This is a genomic window from Streptomyces sp. NPDC104371 (assembly GCF_055583785.1).
This window is the reverse complement of sequence record NZ_JBVJNF010000004.1, coordinates 406,190-430,791: the sequence shown is the minus strand read 5'-3', so window position 1 is coordinate 430,791 and position 24,602 is coordinate 406,190. Positions and strand designations below refer to the sequence as shown.

The 24,602-nt window shown below is 70.3% G+C and carries 19 protein-coding genes; 4 read left to right on the top strand and 15 right to left on the bottom strand.

Features of this window, described 5'->3' with window-relative positions:
• Positions 1-9: 9 nt before the first annotated feature.
• A complete protein-coding gene (dnaE, locus tag ACZ60T_RS16030) occupies positions 10-3,549 on the bottom strand; it encodes a DNA polymerase III subunit alpha (protein WP_365620351.1) in 3,540 nt (1,179 codons plus the stop codon).
• Between the two features lie 369 nt (positions 3,550-3,918).
• Here dnaE and ACZ60T_RS16025 point away from each other — a divergent pair, with 369 nt between their 5' ends.
• The 3 genes from ACZ60T_RS16025 (at position 3,919) to ACZ60T_RS16015 (ending at position 6,945) form a co-directional block, all read left to right on the top strand.
• The gene (locus ACZ60T_RS16025; protein WP_469666415.1) at positions 3,919-5,235 is read left to right on the top strand and encodes a DUF2252 domain-containing protein; all 1,317 of its coding nucleotides are present in this window, start codon (positions 3,919-3,921) and stop codon (positions 5,233-5,235) included.
• 123 nt (positions 5,236-5,358) lie between these two features.
• Positions 5,359-6,042: a hypothetical protein gene (locus tag ACZ60T_RS16020; RefSeq protein WP_469666413.1), complete on the top strand. Its 684-nt coding sequence runs from the start codon at positions 5,359-5,361 to the stop codon at positions 6,040-6,042.
• Between the two features lie 90 nt (positions 6,043-6,132).
• The gene (locus ACZ60T_RS16015; RefSeq protein ID WP_469666412.1) at positions 6,133-6,945 is read left to right on the top strand and encodes a thioredoxin domain-containing protein; all 813 of its coding nucleotides are present in this window, start codon (positions 6,133-6,135) and stop codon (positions 6,943-6,945) included.
• A 118-nt stretch (positions 6,946-7,063) separates the two neighbouring features.
• Here the strand turns inward: ACZ60T_RS16015 and ACZ60T_RS16010 are convergent, their stop codons facing one another.
• From ACZ60T_RS16010 to ACZ60T_RS15985, 6 genes are all read right to left on the bottom strand, one after another.
• A complete protein-coding gene (locus ACZ60T_RS16010) occupies positions 7,064-7,633 on the bottom strand; it encodes a dienelactone hydrolase family protein (protein WP_365620340.1) in 570 nt (189 codons plus the stop codon).
• A 68-nt stretch (positions 7,634-7,701) separates the two neighbouring features.
• A complete protein-coding gene (locus tag ACZ60T_RS16005) occupies positions 7,702-8,442 on the bottom strand; it encodes an SDR family NAD(P)-dependent oxidoreductase (protein WP_365620337.1) in 741 nt (246 codons plus the stop codon).
• Between the two features lie 82 nt (positions 8,443-8,524).
• A complete protein-coding gene (locus ACZ60T_RS16000; protein ID WP_365620334.1) occupies positions 8,525-10,111 on the bottom strand; it encodes a Na+/H+ antiporter in 1,587 nt (528 codons plus the stop codon).
• A 104-nt stretch (positions 10,112-10,215) separates the two neighbouring features.
• On the bottom strand, positions 10,216-11,160 hold the full coding sequence (locus ACZ60T_RS15995; protein WP_365620331.1) for an RluA family pseudouridine synthase: 945 nt from the start codon (positions 11,158-11,160) through the stop codon (positions 10,216-10,218).
• Between the two features lie 58 nt (positions 11,161-11,218).
• A complete protein-coding gene (gene lspA, locus ACZ60T_RS15990) occupies positions 11,219-11,875 on the bottom strand; it encodes a signal peptidase II (RefSeq protein ID WP_469666411.1) in 657 nt (218 codons plus the stop codon).
• Between the two features lie 81 nt (positions 11,876-11,956).
• Complete coding sequence (locus tag ACZ60T_RS15985; protein ID WP_469666410.1) at positions 11,957-13,420, bottom strand: TraR/DksA family transcriptional regulator; 1,464 nt, start codon at positions 13,418-13,420, stop codon at positions 11,957-11,959.
• Positions 13,421-14,029: 609 nt separating this feature from the next.
• Between ACZ60T_RS15985 and ileS the strand changes: the two genes are divergently transcribed.
• Positions 14,030-17,167, top strand: coding sequence for an isoleucine--tRNA ligase (gene ileS / locus ACZ60T_RS15980; protein ID WP_469666409.1), 3,138 nt, complete (start codon positions 14,030-14,032; stop codon positions 17,165-17,167).
• A 168-nt stretch (positions 17,168-17,335) separates the two neighbouring features.
• Here ileS and ACZ60T_RS15975 read toward each other — a convergent pair whose 3' ends face one another.
• The 8 genes from ACZ60T_RS15975 to murG all read right to left on the bottom strand — a co-directional run bounded on the left by ACZ60T_RS15975 (position 17,336) and on the right by murG (position 24,597).
• Entirely contained in the window at positions 17,336-18,613 is a 1,278-nt protein-coding gene (locus ACZ60T_RS15975) for a DivIVA domain-containing protein (protein ID WP_469666408.1), read from the bottom strand.
• A gap of 52 nt (positions 18,614-18,665) precedes the next feature.
• Positions 18,666-18,956 (bottom strand): YggT family protein, encoded by a 291-nt coding sequence (locus ACZ60T_RS15970; protein ID WP_252421963.1) that lies wholly within the window; start codon positions 18,954-18,956, stop codon positions 18,666-18,668.
• Between the two features lie 51 nt (positions 18,957-19,007).
• Positions 19,008-19,640, bottom strand: coding sequence for a cell division protein SepF (locus ACZ60T_RS15965; protein ID WP_469666407.1), 633 nt, complete (start codon positions 19,638-19,640; stop codon positions 19,008-19,010).
• Positions 19,641-19,769: 129 nt separating this feature from the next.
• On the bottom strand, positions 19,770-20,489 hold the full coding sequence (locus tag ACZ60T_RS15960) for a YggS family pyridoxal phosphate-dependent enzyme (RefSeq protein ID WP_365620310.1): 720 nt from the start codon (positions 20,487-20,489) through the stop codon (positions 19,770-19,772).
• A 6-nt stretch (positions 20,490-20,495) separates the two neighbouring features.
• Positions 20,496-21,224 (bottom strand): peptidoglycan editing factor PgeF, encoded by a 729-nt coding sequence (gene pgeF / locus ACZ60T_RS15955; protein WP_469666406.1) that lies wholly within the window; start codon positions 21,222-21,224, stop codon positions 20,496-20,498.
• Positions 21,221-22,417, bottom strand: coding sequence for a cell division protein FtsZ (gene ftsZ, locus ACZ60T_RS15950; protein ID WP_469666405.1), 1,197 nt, complete (start codon positions 22,415-22,417; stop codon positions 21,221-21,223). Before ftsZ ends, pgeF begins: the two co-directional genes overlap by 4 nt.
• Positions 22,418-22,696: 279 nt before the next feature.
• Positions 22,697-23,482 carry a cell division protein FtsQ/DivIB gene (locus ACZ60T_RS15945; RefSeq protein ID WP_469666404.1) on the bottom strand — a complete coding sequence of 262 codons (786 nt, stop codon included), beginning with the start codon at positions 23,480-23,482 and terminating at the stop codon, positions 22,697-22,699.
• Between the two features lie 23 nt (positions 23,483-23,505).
• Positions 23,506-24,597, bottom strand: a complete 1,092-nt coding sequence (murG, locus tag ACZ60T_RS15940) for an undecaprenyldiphospho-muramoylpentapeptide beta-N-acetylglucosaminyltransferase (protein ID WP_365620299.1) — start codon at positions 24,595-24,597, stop codon at positions 23,506-23,508.
• Positions 24,598-24,602 lie beyond the last annotated feature (5 nt).

Genomic DNA, 24,602 nt, shown 5'->3' with positions numbered 1-24,602 from the left:
TCCCGGCGTTCACCCCGCCAGGCAGGACGGGCCGAGCAGGACCTTGAGGTCGCCGTAGAGCGCGGGGTCCGGCTTCACCCGGTGCCGGTCCAGCCGCAGGACGGTCGTCCTGCTCGGTCCCTGGAGCTTGATCCGTACTTCGCTGTCGCCCTTGTGCTGGCTGAGGATCTCGCCGAGGCGGCTCACCATCGGCGGGGTGACCTTCATGGCCGGGATCGTGAGCACGACGGGCGCGTTGGTGCCCGCGGTCGACAGGTCCGGGACCATCAGCTCCATCGCGACGAGCCGCGGGACGTCCTCGCGCTTGTCGAGGCGGCCCTTGACGAACACCACGGCGTCCTCGACGAGTTGGGTGGACACCAGTTGGTAGGTCGCCGGGAAGAACATGCACTCGATGGAGCCGGCCAGGTCCTCCACGGTGGCGATCGCCCACGCGTTGCCCTGCTTGGTCATCTTGCGCTGGAGGCCCGAGATGATGCCGCCGATGGTCACGACCGCGCCGTCCGCGTGCTCGCCGCCGGTGAGCTGGGAGATGCCCGCGTCGGCCTTGTCGGACAGCACGTGCTCCAGACCGAAGAGCGGATGGTCGGAGACGTAGAGGCCGAGCATCTCCCGCTCCTGGGCGAGCAGATACGTCTTGTCCCACTCCTCGTCGGTGAAGACGACGTCGAGACCGAAGCCGGGCTCGTCGTTCTGCTCGTCGCCCATGCCGCCGAAGAGGTCGAACTGGCCCTCGGCCTCCTTGCGCTTGACCGCGACCACGTTGTCGATCATCGGCTCGTACTGCGCGGTCAGCCCCTTGCGGGTGTGACCCATGGTGTCGAAGGCGCCGGCCTTGATCAGCGACTCCGTGGTGCGCTTGTTGCAGACCACCGCCTCGACCTTGTCGAGGTAGTCCGGGAAGGACGTGTACCGTCCCTTGGCCTTGCGGCACTTGATGATCGACTCGACGACGTTGGTGCCGACGTTGCGGACGGCGGAGAGGCCGAAGAGGATCACGTCGTCGCCCTGGGCGGCGAAGTTCTGCTCGGACTCGTTGACGTTCGGCGGGAGCACCTTGATGCCCATACGGCGGCACTCGTTGAGGTAGACGGCCGACTTGTCCTTGTCGTCCTTGACCGAGGTCAGCAGACCGGCCATGTACTCGGCGGGGTGGTTCGCCTTCAGATAGGCGGTCCAGTACGAGACCAGTCCGTACGCGGCGGAGTGCGCCTTGTTGAAGGCGTAGCCCGCGAACGGGACCAGCACGTCCCACAGGGCCTGGATCGCCTCGTCGCTGAAGCCCTTGCCGCGGGCGCCGGACTGGAAGATGGTGAAGTTCTTCGCCAGTTCCTCGGGCTTCTTCTTGCCCATCACACGCCGCAGCACGTCGGCCTCGCCGAGCGTGTAGCCCGCGACGATCTGGGCGGCCTTCTGCACCTGCTCCTGGTAGACGATCAGGCCGTAGGTGACGTCCAGGACCTCCTTGAGCGGCTCCTCCAGCTCCGGGTGGATCGGCGTGATCTCCTGCTGGCCGTTCTTGCGCAGCGCGTAGTTGGTGTGGGAGTTCATGCCCATCGGGCCCGGCCGGTACAGGGCCGACACGGCGGAGATGTCTTCGAAGTTGTCCGGCTTCATCAGCCGCAGCAGCGAGCGCATGGGGCCGCCGTCGAACTGGAAGACGCCGAGCGTGTCGCCGCGCTGGAGCAGATCGAAGGTCTTGGGGTCGTCCAGCGGGAGGCCGAGGAGATCGATGTCGATCCCCTTGTTGGACTTCACCATCTTGACGGCGTCGTCCATGATCGTCAGGTTGCGCAGGCCGAGGAAGTCCATCTTCAGCAGGCCGAGCGACTCACAGCTCGGGTAGTCCCACTGGGTGATGGTGACACCGTCGGTGTGCCGGACCCAGACCGGCACATGGTCGGTGATCGTCTCGCTGGACATGATCACGCCGGCCGCGTGCACGCCCATCTGCCGCACCAGGCCCTCGACGCCCTTGGCGGTGTCGATGACCTTCTTCACGTCCGGCTCGTTCTCGTACATCCCGCGCACCTCGCCCGCCTCCGAGTAGCGCGGGTGGTTCGGGTCGGTGATGCCGGAGAGCGGGATGCCCTTGCCGAGGACGTCGGCGGGCATGGCCTTGGTGATGCGGTCGCCCATCGCGTACGGGTAGCCCAGCACGCGCGCGGAGTCCTTGATCGCGTTCTTGGCCTTGATGGTGCCGTACGTGCCGATCATGGCGACCTTGTCGGCGCCGTACTTCTCCGTCACGTACCGGATGACCTCGACGCGCCGACGCTCGTCGAAGTCGATGTCGACGTCGGGCATCGAGATGCGCTCGGGGTTGAGGAACCGCTCGAAGATCAGACCGTGCGGGATCGGGTCGAGGTCGGTGATGCCCATGGCGTAGGCGACGATCGAGCCCGCCGCGGAGCCTCGGCCGGGGCCGACCGCGATGCCGTTGTTCTTGGCCCACATGATGAAGTCGGCGACCACGAGGAAGTAGCCCGGGAAGCCCATCGAGATGATGACGTCCATCTCGTAGTCCGCCTGCTTCTGGCGGTCCTCGGGGATGCCGCCCGGGAAGCGGCGCTCCATGCCGCGGCGGACCTCCTCCTTGAACCAGGTGACCTCGGTGTAGCCCTCGGGGATGTCGAACTTGGGCATGAGGTCGCGCTTCTCGAACATGCCCGAGGTGTCGATCTGCTCGGCCACCAGGAGGGTGTTGCGGCAGCCCTCCTGCCAGGCGTCCGAGGAGTCGACGGCGTACATCTCGTCCGTGGACTTCAGGTAGTAGCCGGTGCCGTCGAACTTGAAGCGGTCCGGGTCGGAGAGGTTCTTGCCGGTCTGGATGCACAGCAGGGCGTCGTGGGCCCCGGCCTCGTGGGCGTAGGTGTAGTGCGAGTCGTTCGTGACCAGCGGGGGGATGCCGAGCTTCTTGCCGATCTCCAGCAGACCGTCACGGACCCGGTGCTCGATGTCGATGCCGTGGTCCATCAGCTCCAGGAAGTAGCGGTCCTTGCCGAAGATGTCCTGGTAGTCGGAGGCGGCCTTGAGCGCCTCGTCGAACTGGCCGAGGCGCAGCCGGGTCTGCAACTCGCCGGAGGGGCAGCCGGTGGAGGCGATGAGCCCCTCGGACCACTGGGCGATGGTCTCCTTGTCCATCCGGGGCCACTTCTGGAGCCAGCCCTCGGCGTACGCGTCCGAGGAGAGCCGGAAGAGGTTGTGCAGCCCCGTCTTGTCCGCCGCCCAGATCGTTTTGTGCGTGTATCCACCCGAACCCGAGATGTCGTCCCGCTTCTGATGCGGCTGGCCCCACCGGATCTTGCGCTTGTTGCGCCGCGACTCGGGGGCGACGTACGCCTCGATGCCGATGATCGGGGTGATCCCGGCCTTCTTCGCGGAGTGGAAGAAGTCGTACGCGCCATGGAGGTTGCCGTGGTCGGACATGGCGATGTGTGTCATGCCCATCTCATTGCAGGCATTGAACATGTCCTTCAGCCGCGCGGCACCGTCCAGCAGCGAGTACTGGGTGTGGACGTGCAGGTGCGTGAACGGCGGCTTTGACACGGCTGGAGCCTCCAGGTAGGTCAGGCACAGGACGGGGTCGGGCGCCGCGCGGGCGTACCTCGACGGGGGTCCCGCGGGCTGCGGACAGCCAGAGGGGGACAGCCCCGAAGTCTATGCCGACGCGAGTGGTCCGATGCGAAGACCGTGACGGTTGTGGTCGGATCGGCGGTCGGATCGAGGGGACCCGTCGCCCCTGCCGTCGTACGCGCCTTCGTCCGCCGGACACGCGCGCCGTCCCCGTGTCCGCGCGCCGGGGTCCGGGGCACTCGCGCGTACCGTCGTCCGTTGGAAGGGGGCGGAAGATCGTTCCGATCGTCACGCACCACCCATATCCATCGTCACAGCACCACCGCATCTGGAGGCAGAGCGATGTCGGTTCCGCAGCGCAGCGCCGGGCAACGCGGCGAGGAGATCCGCGCCGTCCTCGACACCGCCTTCGGTGAGCTGCTCGCCACCGACCCCGCCGCGGGCGGCGCGCGGCTCCGCGGGATGGCGGCCTCGCCCCTCGCGTTCTACCGGGGCACGGCCTGCCTCTTCTACCACGACCTCGACGCCGAGAAGCGCGGCGGACCCTACCTGGACGACCGCACCTCGCGCGTGTGGGTCCACGGCGACCTGCACACGGAGAGCTTCGGCAGCTCTCTGGACGCCACGGGCCGCCTGGTCTTCGGCGCGACCGCCTTCGACGAGGCCTACATCGGCCCCTTCACCTGGGACCTCAAGCGGTTCGCCGCCTCGCTCGCCCTGCTCGGGTACGCGAAGGCGCTCGGCGACGAGCGGATCGGCGGCCTGGTCGAGGCCTACGCGACGGCCTACCGCGAGCGGGTCCACGCCGTGGCGACGGGCGCCAAGAGCGACGAGGTGCCGCCCTTCACGCTGGACACCGCCCAGGGGCCGCTGCTGGACACGCTGCGCGTGGCCCGCACGCTGACCCGCTCCTCCCTCCTGGACGCGCTGACCGAGGTCCGCGACGAGCGCCGCTTCACCGCGGACGCCGACTCCATCGAGCTGGACGCGGCCACGCGCTACAAGGTCCTCGCGGCCTTCGACGGCTATCTGGAGACGCTCCCGGACGCGTCGCTCGCGCGCCCGGAGTCCTACCGCGTGAAGGACGTCGTCGGCCGCCGCGGTCTCGGCCCGGCGGGGCTCCCCTCGTACGACATCCTGCTGGAGGGCGAGAGCGACGCCCTGGAGCACGACGTGGTGATCTCCATCCGGCAGGCCGCCGTCCCGGCCGTCTCCCGGCACATCACGGACCCGGCGATCCGCGACCACTTCGCGCACGAGGGCCACCGCACGGTCACCGCCCAGCGCGCCCTCCAGCCCCACCCCGACCCCTGGCTCGGCTGGACCGAACTGGACGGCACGGGCCGCGTGGTCACCGAGGTCTCGCCCTACCGCGTGGACCTCGACTGGAGCGGCCTCGACGACCCCGAGGAGATCGCCTCGGTGGTCGCCGACCTGGGCCGGGCCACCGCGGCTCTGCACGCGGCGGCCGACGACCGCTGCGGCGACTCACCGGTGCCCTTCTCCACGGAACGGGCCATCGACGCCGCGATCGCCGCCGACGAGGCCGGCTTCGCGGGCCGCCTCGTGGACTTCGCGCACACGTACGCGGCCCAGGTGCGCGAGGACCACCAGATCTTCGTCGACCTGGTCCGGGGCGGCCGTATCCCCGGTCTGTGAGCCGTTGCGCCCCGGTCTGCAAGCCGCCGCACCGGACCACTCCCCCACGACCACAACGCTCCCATAACACATAGCAACCCTTTAGGGGGCTCTTACGGCGACACGTGGGACACTCGTGCCGCTATGGACATCTCCGGGATCCAGCTCAGAGCCGTGCGCGCGGCGCTGTTCACGACCGTGGTCGTGACGCTCAGCACCGCGTCGCATGTGCTGCTGTCCGAGGTCCCGTTGCCGCTGGGGACGGTGGCCGCGGTCGCCGCCGCCGTCTTCGCCGTCGCGTACGCGCTGGCCGGCCGTGAGCGCGGCTTCGGCCGCATCGCCGCCCTGCTGATCCCGCTGGAGCTGGCCGCCGACACGGTGTTCACCACGGGCCAGCACACCTGCTACGGCAGCGCGGGCGGCCCGGTCACCGGCCCGCTGCGCTCGGTCGGCCTGGACGTCCTGTGCAGCGGCGGAAGCGTGGGCACCCCGTTCGCCGCCAGCCCCGGCACCGACCGCGTCGCGGCGCTGCTCGCGGACGCCGACCCGGCCACCGCCTGGCTGCTGCTCGCCGCCCATGTGGGCGTGGGGCTCCTCGCGACCGCCTGGCTGCGCCGGGGCGAGCGCGCGCTGGCCCAACTGCTGCGCGCGGCGGCGGCGACCACGTTCCGGCCGCTGCTGGTCGCGGTCGCCGCGGTGACGGTACGACTGCTCGCCCCGGTCCGCCGGATGCCGCGTCCCACGTACCGCGTCGCCGTCGTCCGCCCCCGTCTGTTCGCGCACTCCCTGGGGCTACGGGGTCCGCCGTCCTCGGTCGCCTCCGGCTGAGGCACCGAGCACCGGACATCCCCCTGCGTCACCCGTACGCAGGACCCCCACTTCCCGCGCACCCGTGTGCGCGTCCCCATGGAGATCATCATGAGCAAGCGGAACAGCCAGACGGCGAAGACGGCGGCCCGTGAGCGGCTGCGCGAGGAGCGCGAGCGGCAGGCCAAGCGCGACCGGGCCAAGCGCCAGCTCGTCGTCGTCGGGGCGGTCGTCGCCGTAGTGGGCGCCGTGGGCGGCATCAGCTACGCCGTCATGCAGAGCGGCAAGCCCGGCTACTGGGACGGCGTGAAGGACCAGAAGCTCGTCAAGCCGGCCAACACCACCGGCAAGGACGGCACCTCGGTCGTCATCGGCAAGGACGAGGCCAAGAAGACCCTGACGATCTACGAGGACCCGCGCTGCCCGATCTGCGCCCACCTCGAGCAAGCGGTCGGCCCGACCATGAAGAAGGACATCGACGACGGCAAGTACAAGGTCGAGTTCATAGGCGCCACGTTCATCGACAACGCCTCCAACGGCGAGGGCTCCAAGAACGCGCTCAGCTCCCTGGGTGCCGCGCTGAACGTGAGCCCCGAGGCCTTCCTCGCCTACAAGGAGGCGCTCTACTCGACCAAGTGGCACCCCGAGGAGACCGACGACAAGTTCAAGGACGACTCCTACCTGATCAAGATCGCGAACACCGTGCCCGCCCTCAAGGGCAACGCCTCGTTCGAGAAGGCCGTGAAGGGCGGCACCTTCGACCGGTGGGCGCTGGAGATGTCCAAGAAGTTCGACAAGAGCGGGGTGCGGGGCACGCCGACCCTGAAGATGGACGGCAAGACGCTGACGGGCGGGGACGGACAGAACGCGCCGATGACCGTGCCCGAGTTCAACACGGCGATCGAGAAGGCCCTCAAGGGCTGACCGGCGCCGTGCGGGACTGAGCGGTCCCCTGGCCGAAAGAGCGGGCGAACCCCTCCGGTTCGCCCGCTCTTCTCTTCGTCTGTCACAGGCGGTTCGCCTGTCACAGACTGATCGTCCGTTACAGGCTCTCGAGGAAGCCGAGCGCCACCCGCCAGGTGGCCTCCGCCGCCTCCTCGTCGTAGTCCGGCAGATCCGGGTCGGTGTAGAGGTGACCGGCGCCCGCGTACCGGTAGACCTCCACGTCCGCGCCCGCCCTGCGCATCTGGAGGTACCAGGCGCTCAGCCAGTCGTCCGTCTCGAAGGGGTCCGGCTCGGCGACGTGCAGTTGCACCGGCAGGCCGTCCACCGAGGCGTTCGCCGCGATGTCCGACGTGCCGTGCAGCAGCAGGAGTCCGCGCGCCTTGTCGTCGCCGAGCGCCAGCGTCTGCGCGGTGGCGGCACCGAACGAGAACCCGGCGTAGACCAGCCCGCGCTCCGAGTACGGCGCCGCCGCCAGGACGGCGCGCTTGAGCAGCTCGTCCTTGCCGATCCCGTCCTTGAAGGCCATGCCCTCCTCGACCGTCTCGAAGGTGTGGCCCTCGAACAGGTCGGGGGTCCACACCTCGTGCCCAGCGGCGCGGAGCCGGTCGGCGGCGGCCCGGACGGCAGGCCGCAGTCCGTACGTCGAGTGGAAGAGCATGATGTTCATGAGGCCATGGTGCCAGCCCGGCCCGCGGACGCCGCGGTCACCGTGCTCCGCCGGTGTGCTCGACGTGCTCAGTGCCCGCGTTCCGCCCCGCCGTTGACCTGGATCACCTGCGCGGTGATGTGCCCGGCGCCGGGGGACGCCAGCCAGTGCAGGGTCCGGGCGATGTCGCCGGGCGTCCCGGCGCGGCCGGTGGACGTCTCCGCGACGCGCTGCTCGCGCCGCGCCGGGTCCATCGGACCGCCGAAGAACCCGGTGTCCTCGACATAGCCGGGCGCGACCGCGTTCACCGTGATGCCGCGCGGCCCCAACTCCCGTGCCAGCGCGAAGACATACGGGTGCAACGCGGCCTTGGCCGCGCCGTACGCCGCGCTGCCGGAGCCGCGGTAGGCCGCGATGGAGCTGAGGAAGAGCACGCGCCCGCCGGGGCAGGCGAGCCGCTCCCGCAGGGCCTGGGTGAGCAGGACCGAGGTCAGCACGTTCTGCCGGAAGGCGAGGGACCACGCGTGCGCGACGGCTTCGAGCGGGTCCTCGGTGTCGGCCTGCGGCTCCAGCCGTCCGCTGCCGCCCGCGTTGTTGACGAGGACGTCCACGGTGCCCAGCTCCCGGGCCACGAACCGGGCGAGCCCGCCCACGGCGTGCGGATCGCTCAGATCGGCCGCGTAGGAGAGCGAGCCCGGCACCGCGGCCTTCTCCAGCACCTCCGCCCGCCGCCCGACCAGCAGCACCTGGTCCCCGTCCGCGGCGAAGGCCCGCGCCGCCGCGAGCCCGATGCCCGTACCGCCGCCACTGATCACCACATTGCGCGCCACGGGCCGATCGTACTGAGGAGTCCCGGCCGGACGGCCGCATTCGCCCGCCCCCGGAGCGGTCCCGGGCGGCGCGGACGCGGTGTCAGCGCAGGCTGCGTACGTCCAGATGGCGCAGCACCCGGTCGACGACCTCCGGGTCGGCCCCCGGCTCGCTGCGCGCCGCCAGCACCTCGTGCCGTGCCGCGCTCAGCATCTCCTGCTGGATCCCGCGCAGCCGCTTGATGCGCCGGGCGCGCTGCTCGTACGCCTCGCGCCGTTCCTCCTCGCCCAGGTCGGGGCTGATCCGCGCGCCGATGTCGAAGGCCCGCCGCACCAGTTGCTCGGTCAGCTCCTCCGGCAGCTCCTCGACCTCCTCGATCTCCCGCAGCCGGTGCCGTGCCGCCTTGGCCGCGCGGAGGGCCAGCGCCCGTTCGAACTCCTTCTCGCTCTCCGCGTCGCCCCGCACCCGGAGCAGCTTCACCAGCCACGGCAGGGTGAGCCCCTGGAGGACGAGCGTCGACATGATCACCCCGAACGCGATGAAGACGATCTCGTCGCGGTCCGGGAAGGGCGCCCCGTCGTTCGTCGTCAGGGGGATGGCCAGGACCAGCGCCACCGACGCCACGCCCCGCATCCCCGACCACCACATCACGACGGACTCGCGCCAGGTCATCGGGATGTCCTCGTCGTAGTCCCGGCGGGCGTGCAGCCGTTTGGTCAGCCAGGCCGCCGGGAGCAGCCACAGCAGCCGTACGAGCACCACGACGGCGACCACCGCGGCGGCCCAGCCGAGCATCTCGCCCCAGCGCCCGGCCGCGGTGCGGGTCGCGTTGTGCAGCTCCAGCCCGATCAGCCCGAACGCGACGCCGGTGACCAGGGTGTCCACCACGTCCCAGAACGTGTGCCCGGCGAGCCGCATCATCACGTCGTCCGGGTCGGAGGCGTACTCCGCCAGGAACAGCGCGGTGACGAGCACGGACAGCACACCGGAACCGTGCAGCGCCTCGGCCAGGACGTACGACGCGTACGGCACCAGGAGCGTCAGGCTGATCTGCAGGGTGGCGTCGCCGAGCAGGTCGAGGAGCCGGTTGGCGGCCCAGCCGAGGGCCAGCCCGATGGCGAGGGCGACCACCGCGGAGAGCGCCAGTTCGAGCGCGGCGTGCGGCAGGGAGAACGTCCCGCTCGCGACGGCGGCGATCGCGACGTGGTACAGCACGATCGCCGTCACGTCGTTGAACAGGCCCTCGCCCGCCAGGATCGACACCAGGCGCCGGGGCAGCCCGAGCTGGCCCGCGACGGCGGTCGCCGCGACCGGGTCGGGCGGCGCGACCAGCGCGCCGAGCGTGATCGCCGCCGCGACCGGCAGCCCTGGCACGATCGTGTGCGCGACGGCGGCCACGCACACGGTGGTGACGAACACCAGCGCCACGGCCAGCAGGAAGATCGGACGCCGGTTGGCCGCGAACTGCCGCCATGAGGTCCGGCGCACCGCGGCGTACAGCAGCGGCGGCAGCAGGGCGGGCAGGATCAGCTCGGGCGGGATGTTGACGTTCGGGACGAACTCCATCAGCGCGAGTGCCATCCCGAGCAGGGTCATCAGCACCGGTGCCGGTAACCCGAACCGGTCCCCCACCGGGACGCTCACCACGGCCCCGAGCAGCATCAGAAGCAACAGCGCCAACTGAGCCACGGTCAGCTCCGCGAGGTCGGACGATCACACGAGGGAGCTCAAGACTGCCACGTCACCCCGCCCCACCGGCCCTTCGGCGCTCTGGCCGCCGCGCGTACGGCGGCTTACCGCCAGCTCTCCTCGCGCACCGTGTCCAGCGCCTTCTGGAGGTCGGCGGGGTAGGTGCTCTCGAACTCGACCCACTGCCCGTCTCCCGGGTGCTCGAAGCCGAGCCGGACGGCATGCAGCCACTGGCGGGTCAGGCCGAGCCGCTTGGCGAGCGTCGGGTCGGCGCCGTAGGTCAGGTCGCCGACGCACGGGTGGCGGTGCGCGGACATGTGGACGCGGATCTGGTGGGTGCGGCCCGTCTCCAGCTTGACGTCGAGCAGGGAGGCCGCGCGGAACGCCTCGATCAGGTCGTAGTGCGTGACGGAGGGCTTGCCCTCGGCCGTGACCGCCCACTTGTAGTCGTGGTTCGGGTGACGTCCGATGGGCGCGTCGATGGTGCCGCTCGTCGGGTCGGGGTGGCCCTGGACGAGCGTGTGGTACCGCTTGTCGACCGTGCGCTCCTTGAACTGGCGCTTGAGCGACGTGTACGCGTACTCCGACTTGGCCACGACCATCAGGCCGGACGTGCCCACGTCGAGGCGGTGCACGATGCCCTGGCGCTCGGCGGCGCCGGAGGTCGAGATGCGGTACCCGGCGGCGGCGAGACCGCCGATCACGGTGGGGCCCGACCAGCCGGGCGACGGGTGCGCGGCGACGCCGACCGGCTTGACGATCACGACCACGTCGTCGTCGTCATGCACGATCTCCATGCCCTCGACGGGCTCGGCGACCACCTGCACCGGCGCGGGCGCCTGCGGCATCTCCACCTCGAGCCAGGCGCCGCCGTGCACGCGCTCGGACTTGCCGACCACCGTGCCGTCGACCAGCACCTTGCCCGCCGCGGCCAGCTCGGCCGCCTTCGTACGGGAGAAGCCGAACATGCGGGAGATGGCGGCGTCGACGCGCTCGCCCTCCAGGCCGTCGGGCACGGGCAGGGTACGGATCTCGGGAAGCGTGCTCACCCGTCGAGTATGCCGGACGGCGCCGGCACCCCGGACAGGGGCTGTGGACAACCGGTGCTCAGTCCTTGTGGACGGTGCCGTCGGGGTCCCGGCCGAGGAAGGACAGCAGCACGATCAGGATGCCGCCGCAGACGATCGCCGAGTCGCCGAGGTTGAAGACGGCGAAGTGCTTCGGCGAGATGAAGTCGACGACCGCGCCCTTGAAGAGGCTCGGCGCGCGGAAGATCCGGTCGGTGAGGTTGCCCAGCGCGCCGCCGAGCAGCATGCCGAGCGCGATCGCCCAGGGCAGGCTGTAGAGCTTACGCGCGAGCCGGATGATCACGACGATCACGGTGGCCGCGATCAGCGTGAAGATCACGGTGAAGGCCTCACCGATGCTGAAGGCGGCTCCCGCGTTACGGATCACCTCGAGGCGCAGCCAGTCGCCGATGACCTGGACCGGCGCGTGGTGCTCCAGCTTGGCGACCACGATCAGCTTGCTGGCCAGGTCGAGCGCGTAGGCGACGGCGGCGACGGCGAACAGGACGGCGATCCGCCGCTTGCCCCGGCCCTCGGCCGCACCGGACACCGCCTGCGCCACGCCGGAGGCCTCGGCCGGGGCCTCGACGGTCGCCGCGGCGGAGTCCGAGCGGGGTCGTTCACCGGACTGCTCCGGCCCGGCCCCTGCCGCGTCTGGGGTATCCGGCGTACCGATCATGCGCTCCGCCTCTGCCACGTGAGTCCCTCAACCTAGGTGCCTGACTGTGGACGAGACTACGACACCGGCTCGCCCTGCCATGCCGCCAGGCGGGACTCGTCAGTGGCGTTCCTGCTTCTGCTTGCACTCGACGCACAGCGTGGCGCGCGGGAAGGCCTGCATACGGGCCTTCCCGATGGGGTTGCCGCAGTTCTCGCACAAGCCGTAGGTACCGGCGTCGAGGCGCTCCAGGGCGCGCTCGGTCTGGTCGAGCATCTCGCGCGCGTTGGCGGCGAGGGCCAGCTCGTGCTCACGCGTGATGTTCTTGGTACCGGCGTCGGCCTGGTCGTCACCGGCGCCGTCCCCGGAGTCGCGCATGAGGCCGACCAGCGCCTGCTCGGAGGCCTCGATCTCGGCGCGCAGCCGGAGCGCGTCGCCCTGCAGCTCGGCGCGCGCGTCGGTCACCTCCTCGGGGGTCCACGGGGTCTCACCGGGGCGCACCGCGAGTTCGCCGGGCTCCACCGTCCGGGCCTTGGGGACCGCGGTGGCCGTGCCAGGAGTCTTCTTCGCAACCACTGTCGTGGCTCCCGTCTGCTGGGCGGCCTCGACCGCACCCGCCTTCTTCTTCGCCGCGCTCTTGCCGCCCTTGGCGGCGACCGGGGCCGTCTTCTTGGCACCGGTCTTCTTGGCCACCGCGTCCTTCGCGTCGACCTTCTTCGCCGCCACCTCCTTGGCGCTGACCTTCTTCGCGGCGGCCTCCTTCGTGACCGTCTTCTTCACCGCCGTCTTCCCGGCGGCGGCCTTCTTCGCCCCTGCGTCCTCGGCGCCGGCCTGCTTCGCCGCCGCCTCCTGCGTGACCGTCTTCTTCACCGCTGCCTTCCCGGCGGCGGCCTTCTTCGCCGTCGCCTTGTCGGCCGCGGCGCCTGTCGCCGCTGCCTTCGTGCCGCCCCTCTTCCCACCGACCTCCTCCTTGCCGACCGCCTGCCCGGCGACGGCCTTCTCACCGGCCGCCTTCTTGGCGCCTGCCTTCTTGACGGGGCCCGCAGATCCGGCCGCCTTCTTGGCGACTGCCTTCTTGACGGGTGTCGCAGACCCGGCCGCCTTCCCGGCAACTGCCTCCTTGGCCGAGCCCGCAGACCCGGCCGTCTTCGAGGCCGCCGCCCTCTTGGCCGGACCCGCAGAACCAGCCGTCTTCCCGGCAACCGCCCTCTCGATCGAGCCCGCAGAACCAGCCGTCTTCGAGGCCGCCGCCCTCTTGGCCGGACCCGCAGAACCAGCAACCTTCCCGGCAACCGCCTCCTTGACCGAACCCGCAGACCCGGCCGTCTTCGAGGCCGCCGTCTTCTTCGTCGCGGGTCGCGCCGCCGTCTTCTTCCGCGCGGCACCCGATGCCTCCATGGCCGCCGCCTTCCTGGCCGGAGCCTTCTCGGCTGCCGCCGGGCTCCGCCCGCGCACGGCCCCGGCGACAGCCGTTCCGTTCACCTCTGTGGGCAGATGTGCGCCCTGTGCGGTCGTGCCGGTGGACGCACGCGCGCCGCCGGATCCACCCGGCGGTCGCTGTACGGCGGTCTTCTTCGCCACCATGGCCGCGGCCCCTTAGCTTCCGTGATCTCGCGCGCAGATCGTGCTGGGACGATAAATCGACTTCTGGCCCGCGGCAACGGGGCACGCTCACGAGGCGCCCGTCGCACGCGGGCCGCGCGCCGAGCCTCCATCCGTTGTGCCCAGCTACCCGGCCGGTAATCCGCCGGGCCCGACATCCCGGCGTCCCGGACGGCCCGCGCCTGGCCATTCGGGTCACCGCGCACGCTGCGGCGCCCCAGGTCACGGAGCGGGCGAAATCCGGTCGGCCGCTGTCCGTGGGGCGCCGTACACTGGGCGGAGCGAACAGCGTGGATGGGGACGAGTAGCGGCGTACGCAGCCATGAGCGATCCGGGGACGGTGGAAGCCCGGAGGCCCGCGCGACGTGAAGATCACCCCGGAGCCGCCGGAAGAACGCCCTGGGTCCGCCCAGGGCCGGTAGACCCGGTATCGCGACCCCAATGAGGGGGCTCATCGATGCGTACGGCGCACCGAGGAGCCAAGGAGGGTGGTACCGCGGGAGCGCGCCGCACACGGCGTACGCAGGATTCACGGAATCCGAGGCTCTCGTCCCTCCGACGGAAGGCAGCACGTCCGCCGGAGGAAGATCAATGACGCAGTACCGCCAGGTGCCCGCCCAGGTCGACCTGCCCGCACTCGAGCACGCCGTGCTCGACTTCTGGCGCGAGCAGAAGATCTTTGCCAAGACCCTGGAGCAGTCCGAGGGCCGCCCCGAATGGGTGTTCTACGAGGGCCCGCCCACCGCCAACGGCATGCCGGGCGCCCACCACATCGAGGCCCGCGTCTTCAAGGACGTCTTCCCTCGCTTCCGCACCATGCGCGGCTACCACGTGGCCCGCAAGGCGGGCTGGGACTGCCACGGTCTGCCCGTGGAGCTGGCCGTCGAGAAGGAGCTGGGCTTCTCCGGCAAGCAGGACATCGAGGCGTACGGCATCGCCGAGTTCAACGCCAAGTGCCGCGAGTCGGTCACCCGCCACACCGACGCCTTCGCCGAGCTGACGACCCGCATGGGCTACTGGGTCGACCTGGACGACGCGTACCGCACCATGGACCCGGAGTACGTCGAGTCGGTCTGGTGGTCGCTGAAGGAGATCTTCTCCAAGGGCCTGCTGGTCCAGGACCACCGCGTCGCCCCCTGGTGCCCGCGCTGCGGCACCGGCCTGTCGGACCACGAGCTGGCGCAGGGCTACGAGACGGTCGTCGACCCGTCGGTCTACGTCCGCTTCCCGCTGACCTCGGGACCGCTCGCGGGCGAGGCCGCGCTCCTGGTGTGGACGACCACCCCCTGGACCCTGGTCTCCAACACGGCGGTCGCCGCGCACCCCGAGGTCACCTACGTCGTCGCCACCGACGGCGAGGAGAAGGTCGTCGTCGCCGAGCCGCTGCTCGCCAAGGCGCTCGGCGAGGGCTGGGAGCCCACCGGACAGACCTTCACCGGCGCCGAGATGGAGCGCTGGACCTACCAGCGCCCGTTCGAGCTGGTCGAGTTCACGGAGCCCGCCCACTACGTGGTCAACGCGGACTACGTGACCACCGAGGACGGTACGGGTCTGGTCCACCAGTCCCCCGCCTTCGGTGAGGACGACCTCAGGGTCTGCCGCTCCTACGGCCTGCCCGTGGTCAACCCGGTCCGCCCCGACGGCACCTTCGAGGAGGACCTGCCGCTGGTCGGCGGCGTCTTCTTCAAGAAGGCCGACGAACAGCTCACCGAGGACCTGAAGCAGCGCGGCCTCCTCTTCCGGCACCTGCCGTACGAGCACAGCTACCCGCACTGCTGGCGCTGCCACACCGCGCTGCTCTACTACGCCCAGCCCTCCTGGTACATCCGTACGACGGCCGTCAAGGACCGGCTGATCCAGGAGAACGAGAAGACCAACTGGTTCCCGGACACGGTCAAGCACGGCCGCTTCGGCGACTGGCTGAACAACAACATCGACTGGGCGCTGTCCCGCAACCGCTACTGGGGCACCCCGCTGCCCATCTGGCGCTGCGCGGAGGACCACCTCACCTGCGTCGGCTCCCGCGCGGAGCTGACCGAGCTGACCGGCACCGACCAGTCTGACCTGGATCCGCACCGGCCGTACATCGACGAGGTCACCTTCGCCTGCCCGCACGAGGGCTGCGGCGCGACGGCCACGCGCGTGCCGGAGGTCATCGACGCCTGGTACGACTCGGGTTCGATGCCGTTCGCGCAGTGGGGCTACCCGTACAAGAACAAGGAGCTGTTCGAGAGCCGCTACCCGGCGCAGTTCATCTCCGAGGCGATCGACCAGACCCGCGGCTGGTTCTACACGCTGATGGCCGTCGGCACCCTGGTCTTCGACAAGTCCTCGTACGAGAACGTGGTCTGTCTCGGCCACATCCTCGCCGAGGACGGCCGCAAGATGTCCAAGCACCTGGGCAACATCCTCCAGCCGATCCCGTTGATGGACCAGCACGGCGCCGACGCGGTCCGCTGGTTCATGGCGGCGGGCGGCTCCCCCTGGGCGGCCCGGCGCGTGGGCCACGGCACCATCCAGGAGGTCGTCCGCAAGACGCTCCTGACGTACTGGAACACGGTCGCCTTCCAGGCGCTGTACGCGCGTACGTCGAACTGGGCGCCGAGCGAGGCCGATCCGGCCCCGGCCGACCGCCCGGTCCTCGACCGCTGGCTGCTGTCGGAACTCCACGCGCTCACCGACCAGGTGACGAAGTCCCTGGAGGGATACGACACCCAGCGCGCCGGCAAGCTCCTGTCCGCGTTCGTCGACGACCTGTCGAACTGGTACGTCCGCCGCTCGCGGCGCCGCTTCTGGCAGGGCGACAAGGCGGCGCTGCGCACGCTGCACGAGGTCCTGGAGACGGTCACCAAGCTGATGGCTCCGCTGACCCCGTTCGTCACCGAGCGGGTGTGGCAGGACCTGGTGGTGCCGGTGACCCCGGGCGCCCCGGAGTCGGTGCACCTGTCGTCCTGGCCCGAGGCGGACCTGTCCGCGATCGACCCGGAGCTGTCGAAGCAGATGGTGCTGGTGCGCCGTCTCGTCGAACTGGGCCGTGCCACACGCGCGGAGTCGGGCGTCAAGACGCGTCAGCCGCTGTCCCGCGCGCTGGTAGCGGTGAGCGGCTTCGAGACGCTGGACCCGGCGCTGCACACGCAGATCACGGAGGAGCTGAACGTCGAGGCGCTCGCCTCGCTGAGCGAGGTCGGCGGCTCGCTGGTCGACACGACGGCGAAGGCGAACTTCCGTGCGCTGGGCAAGCGTTTCGGCAAGCGCGTCCAGGACGTCGCCAAGGCCATCGCCCAAGCGGACGCGGCGGCCCTGTCCCTGGCCCTGCGCGAGGGCACGGCGTCGGTGGAGGTCGACGGCGAGACCGTCACCCTCGCTCCCGACGAGGTGATCATCACGGAGACCCCGCGCGAGGGCTGGTCGGTGGCGTCCGACTCCGGCGCGACGGTCGCTCTCGACCTGGAGATCACCGAGGAGTTGCGGCAGGCGGGCCTCGCGCGTGACGCGATCCGGCTGATCCAGGAGGCGCGCAAGAACAGCGGCCTGGACGTCGCCGACCGGATCGCGCTCCGCTGGACCGCGACGGACCCGGCGGTCATCGCGGCCCTGTCCGAGCACTCCGGTCTGATCGCCGACGAGGTCCTGGCCACGGACTTCGCCCAGGGCGAGGCGGACGGGAGCTACGGCACCCCGTTCACCGACGAGCCCCTGAGCCTGACGTTCCGCCTGCGCAAGGCGTAACGACGGCCACGAAGGCCCGGATCCGCCAACTCCCTCGGCGGGTCCGGGCCTTCGGCGTCGCGGCATGGGGACACACGTGCGGAGGGTGGACACAAGGGCGGGGCCCCGGATCGAGAATCCGGGGCCCCGCCCTGAATGCTGCCGCTGTCTACGGCGCCTGTACGACCGTCAGTTGTCGTCCTCGTCGATGAGGAACCCGCGCATCGGCGAGGGCGCCTGGCCCATCGGCGACGGGCCCTGCGGACGCACCGGCGCCATCGGCTGGGTCATCGCCGGGGACATCTGCTGCTGACCGCCGAAGGACGGAGCAGAGGGAGCCGGGGGACCACCCATCGACTGGTTGCCGCCGTACGACGGGCCACTCGCACCCGCCGGAGCCATCGACGGCGCCGACGGCGCGGGCAGCGAGGCCGCGGCCGGAGAGCGCGGCGGCGCCAGCGAGTCGTCGGCCTGGGTCTCCAACTGACGGAGCTGCGACTCCAGGTACGACTTCAGCCGCGTGCGGTACTCGCGCTCGAAGCCGCGCAGGTCCTCGACCTTGCGCTCCAGCGTGGCGCGCGCGGACTCCAGAGAGCCCATCGCGACGCGGTGCTTCTCCTGCGCGTCCCGCTCCAGCGCGTCGGCCTTGGCACGGGCGTCGCGCTCCAGACCCTCGGCGCGGCTGCGGGCCTCACCGACGATCTTGTTGGCCTCGGAACGGGCCTCGGCGATCGCCTGGTCGGCGGTCTGCTGAGCCAGCGACAGGACACGCGCGGCGCTGTCGCCACCGGGACCCTGACCGGGCATGCCCGGACCGCCGGGACCTCCCGGACCGCCCATCGGGCCACCGCCCATGGGACCGGGGCCGCCCATGGGGCCACCCATCTGCTGCTGCATCGGAGGCTGGCCGCCCATCGGCCCCTGACCCATCGGCCCCTGACCCATGGACCCCTGCCCCATGGACCCTTGACCCATGGAGCCTTGGCCCATCGCCCCCTGGCCCATGGGTCCTTGACCCATCGGACCCTGCCCCATCGGACCCTGGCCCATCGGACCGGGACCCTGGGGACCACCCTGACCGCCGCCGGGGCCGGCAGGCAGCTGCGGGGCACCGCTCGGCAGCTGGGGCGGACCACCCATGGGGCCACCCATCTGCTGCTGCGGCGGGCCCGATATCCCAGCGGGCACCGGAGCCCCCGGACCTCGCATGCCCTGCGGTGGCTGCGGAGGCTGCTGTTGCTGGTCCTGCTGGCCCTCCGGGGGCTTGCGCATGTTCTGCTGGTTCTGCGCCGCGGCACGCGTGGCGGCGGCCAGCTTGGCGCGCAGATCCTCGTTCTCCCTAAGGAGACGGGTCAGTTCGGCTTCGACCTCATCGAGGAAGGCATCGACCTCGTCCTCGTCATAGCCTTCTCGGAGGCGGACGGTCGTGAACTGCTTGTTCCGCACGTCCTCGGGGGTCAACGGCATCTCTTCACCTCAACGTAGTCATCGGCAGTCGGCAAGACCGTATCGTCCACAGTCACCTCGCGAGGTTGCCCACGATGGAGATCAGGATGTAGACGATGATCATCAGTACGAAGAAGGACAGGTCGAGCGCCACGCCTCCGAGACGCAGCGGCGGGATGAACCGCCGCAGAAGCTTCAGCGGTGGATCCGTGACGGTGTAGGTGGCCTCCAGAATGACCACCATCGCCTTGCCGGGTTGCCATGAGCGGGCGAACTGGAAGACGTAGTCCATGACCAGCCGGAAAATCAGCACGACGAGGAAGCACATCAGCGCGATGTAGACGACCTCCAGGAACACGCTCATGATCCGTGCTTCCCTCTCCCCTGTTCCCGTGCGGCTTTCCGATTGTGCGTCTCAGCTCTGGTTGAAGAACCCGCCCTCTGCGATGCGGGCCTTGTCCTCCGCCGTGACATCGACGTTAGCAGGCGACAACAGGAACACCTTCTGCGTCACCCGCTCGATACTTCCATGCAGGCCGAAGACCAAACCTGCCGCAAAGTCGACAAGTCGCTTCGCGTCCGTGTCGTCCATCTCCGTCAGATTCATGATCACCGGAGTGCCCTCACGGAAGTGTTCCCCGATGGTACGGGCCTCGTTGTAGGTCCGCGGGTGGAGCGTGGTGATCCGGTAGGGCTCTCGCTCGGACACGACCTTGGGCATGATCACCGGGGCGCTCTTCTCCAGGCTCTGGCGTTCTTGTGTGATGGATGCCACGGGGGCGATGCGGGCCGGACGCCCCGATTCCGCGGCTAGCGAAGCCGAATGGGACACCGGATCGCGCTGCGCCGGAGGCTGAACCACTCGCACCGATTCGTCCCGTTGGGGCTGAAGTGCCTGATGCGACGACTCATGCCGCCTGCGGTCCCGCTCCGGCTCCGGGTCGAGTTCGGGCTCGAAGTCGTCGTCGGGGTCGAACCCCCTGCCGTCGTACCCATCGTCCTCCACGAGGCCGAGGTAGACCGCCATCTTGCGCATCGCGCCGGCCATTTCCTGAGTCCTCCGCTCTGTGGTGGATCGACTGACGACTGCCAAGTGCCCGCGATCCACGTGGTCGTCATGCCCGCCGATCGGCGGAATTGACCATATTTTCTGCTGTGGTCCGACTTCTTGGCGACGTTACCCGAGCCTCGGGCGGACTCCGAGTACCGCAGTACCGACGCGCACATGTGTCGCCCCGGCCGCCACGGCCTGCTCGAGGTCCGCACTCATCCCTGCCGACACCATGGTTGCAGTCGGATGGGTTCGGCGCAGGTCGGTCGACAAAACCATCAACCGCTCGAATGCCGCCTGTTGACGCCCCGCATACTCTCCTATGAGCGGCGCGACGGTCATCAGACCGTCCAGCCGCAGACCCGGAGCGTTCGCGAGAAGACCGGCCAACTCTTCGATTCCCGAAGGCGCGACGCCGCCGCGCTCACCCCGTTCGTTCGCCCCCGCGTCCAGTGCCACCTGGATCAGACAGCCCAGTTCGCGCCCGGCCCGCACGGCCTCCTTCGACAGCGCCGTGACCAGCCGGGAACGATCCACGGACTGCACGAGATCGGCATAACCGACCACGGAGCGCACCTTGTTGGTCTGCAACTGACCGACGAAGTGCCAAGTGAGGGGCAGATCCGCGCACGCGGCGGCCTTGGGCGCCGCGTCCTGGTCGCGGTTCTCCGCGACGTGCCGCACGCCGAGTTCGGAGAGAAGGCGCACATCACTGGCGGGGTAGGTCTTGGTGACCACGATGAGGGTCACCTCGTCCCGCGCGCGCCCGGCGGCCCGGCACGCGGCCGCGATACGGTCCTCCACCTGCGCCAGATTCGCGGCGAGTTGAGTCTTACGGTCCGTCATGTCCCATCAGTCCAGCCAGACATAGCCAGCGAGCCGTCCGGTGGTCCGGTCGCGGCGGTACGAGAAGTGGTCGCCCGATTCAAGGGTGCACACCGGCGACTGCGCCCGGTCGCACACCCCGAGTCGTTCGAGTTGGGCGTGCACACCGGCGGTCACATCGACCGCGGGAGTGCCCCAACTCGTCTCGGCGTGCGCCGCCGGTTCGGCGGCGGACACCTCCGCGCGCATCGCTTCCGGTACCTCGTAGCACCGGCCGCAGACGGCGGGTCCCGTGCGGGCGACGATCCGGGCGGGATCGGCACCCAGTTCCGTCATCGCGCGGACGGCGGCGGGCACCACCCCGGCGACCATGCCGGGACGGCCCGCGTGGGCGGCCGCCACGACCCCGGCGACGGGGTCGGCGAGCAGAACAGGCGTGCAGTCGGCGGTGAGTACCGCGAGGGCGAGTCCGCGTCGTACGGTGACGATCGCGTCCACCTCGGGCACCCGCATTTCACCCCACGGGGCGTCCACCACGGCCACGTCCGCCCCGTGCACCTGGTTCATCCAGACCACGTCGGCCGGGTCAAGGCCCAGGGACTTGGCGGCCAGTTCGCGGTTGGTGCGGACGGCCTCGGGGTCGTCGCCGACCGCTCCGCCGAGATTGAGCTCCTCGTACGGAGCGGCGCTCACCCCGCCCCACCGGTCGGTGAAGGCGAAGTGCGCGCCGCTCACGGTGTCGCGCTGTCCTATCACTTGAGGAAGTCCGGGACGTCCAGCTCCTCGGCCGCGCTGTCCGAGTAGGTCCGCGACGGCGGGATCGGCGACGGGGTGACGGGGATCTCGGTCACCGGCTCCGGGGCGGGCGCGGGCTCCGGCGTCTCCTTCGGCGTGACACTGCCGAGCGAGCCGAAGGCCGGACGGCTCTCCGCGGCGGGACGGACCGGCTCCTCGCGCTTGACCGAGGACGAGCTGATCACGTTGTCCCGCTTGGCCGGAGGCTGGCCGCCGTCGAAGCCGGCGGCGATCACGGTGACCCGCACCTCGTCCCCGAGGGCGTCGTCGATGACCGCGCCGAAGATGATGTTGGCCTCGGGATGCGCGGCCTCGCTGACGAGTTGGGCGGCCTCGTTGATCTCGAACAAGCCGAGGTCGGAGCCGCCCGAGATGGACAGGAGCACCCCGCGGGCGCCGTCGATGGACGCCTCCAGCAGCGGCGAGGAGATCGCCATCTCGGCGGCGGCCACCGCGCGGTCGTCGCCGCGGGCCGAGCCGATGCCCATGAGGGCCGAACCGGCCTCGGACATCACGGACTTGACGTCGGCGAAGTCGAGGTTGATGAGGCCGGGGGTGGTGATGAGGTCGGTGATGCCCTGGACACCGGAGAGCAGCACCTGGTCCGCCGACTTGAAGGCGTCGAGCACGGAGACCTGACGGTCCGAGATCGACAGCAGCCGGTCGTTCGGGATGACGATGAGGGTGTCGACCTCTTCGCGGAGTTCGGCGATACCGTCCTCGGCCTGGTTGGCGCGGCGCCGTCCCTCGAAGGTGAACGGGCGGGTGACCACACCGATCGTCAGGGCGCCCAGCGAGCGCGCGATGTTGGCCACGACGGGCGCTCCGCCCGTGCCGGTGCCGCCGCCTTCACCGGCCGTGACGAAGACCATGTCGGCCCCCTTGAGGACCTCCTCGATCTCCTCACGGTGATCCTCTGCGGCCTTGCGTCCGACGGCCGGGTTGGCGCCGGCGCCGAGACCGCGGGTGAGTTCACGGCCGACGTCGAGCTTGACGTCGGCGTCGCTCATCAACAGAGCTTGCGCGTCGGTGTTGATGGCGATGAACTCGACGCCCTTGAGACCGACCTCGATCATCCGGTTGATGGCATTGACACCACCGCCGCCGACACCGATGACCTTGATGACTGCGAGGTAGTTCTGCGGTGCTGCCACGTCGAAGGCCTCTCGCCTCGAATTACGTTGCCGTCGCCCTCGGGTGGCCCCGTGGTCCGACGGCGGATGCCGAATGGGACGGTCCGAACGCCGACCCGAACCCTAACGCTGAAGTTTAGGGTTACCAGTGTGCCTGTTCCCTGGACTCTTCCGGACAGGACACTAAGTCGACAAGTGGCGCACGTTCAACGAACACGCCGAACCTCCCGTTTTTCTTTTCACCCTATGTGATCAGCCGTAGCAGTGCCCAACCAGGGTGGTGGCCTGCACGGATGCACGTCAACTCCCTGATGACGCAGGGGAGGTGGGCACGCTGACGTCGAAGTGCCGGGCGTCCGGGGCCGCTTTCATCAGTGCCGTCAGCGTGACCGCCTTCGCCTTGCCTTTCTCACCACTTCCCCACATCACGCTCCGACCGCCGCGCAACTGGAGCGAGATGGAGTCGTAGGAACGGACCTTGACGGTCCGTGTGTCCCGCGCGACGGCGGTCGGCACGGCCTCGGCCACGCGCACCGCCTCACGCAGCAGCCGGTCGGTGCCGAAGCGGCGCGGGCCGCCCGCGCGGGGCAGCGCCCACTCCAGTACGGGAACACCCTCGGGAGCGTGCGCCACCGTGGCGAACCGCACGCCCTCGCGGTCGACTTCGACGAACCGGCCGCCGCTCGCGAGGAGCAGGACGGGGGTCCGCTCGGTCACGTTCAGGGTGATGCCATGGGGCCACGAGCGGACGGCCTCGACCGTGTCGACACGGGGCAACTTCCGTCGCAGCCGCGCCTCGATCGCATCGGTGTCGAGGGACGCCAGCGGCGTTCCGGTCCGTACCCCGGCCGCCGTACGCACCTGAGCCGGGGTCAGAACACGCGTACCGGACACGGTCACCCGCTCCACACGCAGCCAGGAGGAGCCGTACAGCAGCCAGATGACGCCGCCGCTCGCCAACACCACTGCCAGCAAAAGGATGATGAGCATACGGCGGCGGGCCCACCGTCCGGGGACGGGCGGCCGGGGCGGGCCGGACTTCTGCTTCTGCCGTACGCCGCGCTCGGCGGCCTTCGGTCCGGCCACGCTCCCTGCCCTCCCTCATGTCCCTAACGGTGGCGTGCGGCGATCGCCTCGTACACCATGCCGACGAGCAGGTCGTCGGCGTCCCGGCGGCCGAACTCACCGGCGGCGCGGGACATCTGGTACAGCCGGTGCGGATCGGCGAGCACGGGCAGGACGTTCTGCTGGATCCACTCCGGCGTCAGTTCCGCGTCGTCGACCAGCAGTCCACCACCGGCCTTCACCACCGGCTGGGCGTTCAGCCGCTGTTCGCCGTTGCCGATGGGCAGCGGGACATAGGCGGCCGGGAGCCCGACGGCGGAGAGTTCGGCGACGGTCATCGCGCCGGCCCGGCAGAGCATCATGTCGGCCGCGGCGTACGCGAGGTCCATCCGGTCCACGTACGGTACCGGGATGTAGGGGGGCATCCCCGGCATCTGCTGTACGCGCGGCAGTTCGTTCTTCGGGCCGACCGCGTGCAGGATCTGGATCCCGGACTGCTGGAGGTACGGGGCGACCTGCTGCACCACCTCGTTGAGCCGCCGGGCGCCCTGCGAGCCGCCGGAGACCAGCAGCGTCGGCAGGTTCGGGTCGAGCCCGAACGCGGCGCGCGCCTCAGGGCGTACGGCGGCGCGATCCAGGGTGGCGATGGCGCGGCGCAGCGGGATGCCGATGTAGCGGGCGCCGCGCAGCTTGCTGTCCGGGGTGGAGACGGCGACCTGGGCCGCGTACCGCGAACCGATCTTGTTGGCCAGGCCGGGGCGGGCGTTGGCCTCGTGGATGACGATCGGGACGCCGAGGCGCTTGGCCGCGAGATAGCCGGGCAGGGCGACATAGCCGCCGAAGCCGACGACGGCGTCCGCCCTGGTGCGCTCCAGGATCTGCTCGGCCGCCTTGATCGTGCCGCGCAGCCGCCCGGGGACCGTGATCAGTTCGGGGGTCGGCTTGCGCGGCAGGGGTACGGCCGGGATGAGCGCGAGTTCATAGCCGCGCTCGGGTACGAGTCGGGTCTCCAGGCCGCGCTCCGTGCCCAGGGCCGTGATCCCCACGGTCGGATCCTGCCTGCGCAGGGCGTCCGCGAGGGCGAGCGCGGGCTCGATGTGGCCGGCGGTCCCCCCACCGGCGAGTACGACATGCACCGAAA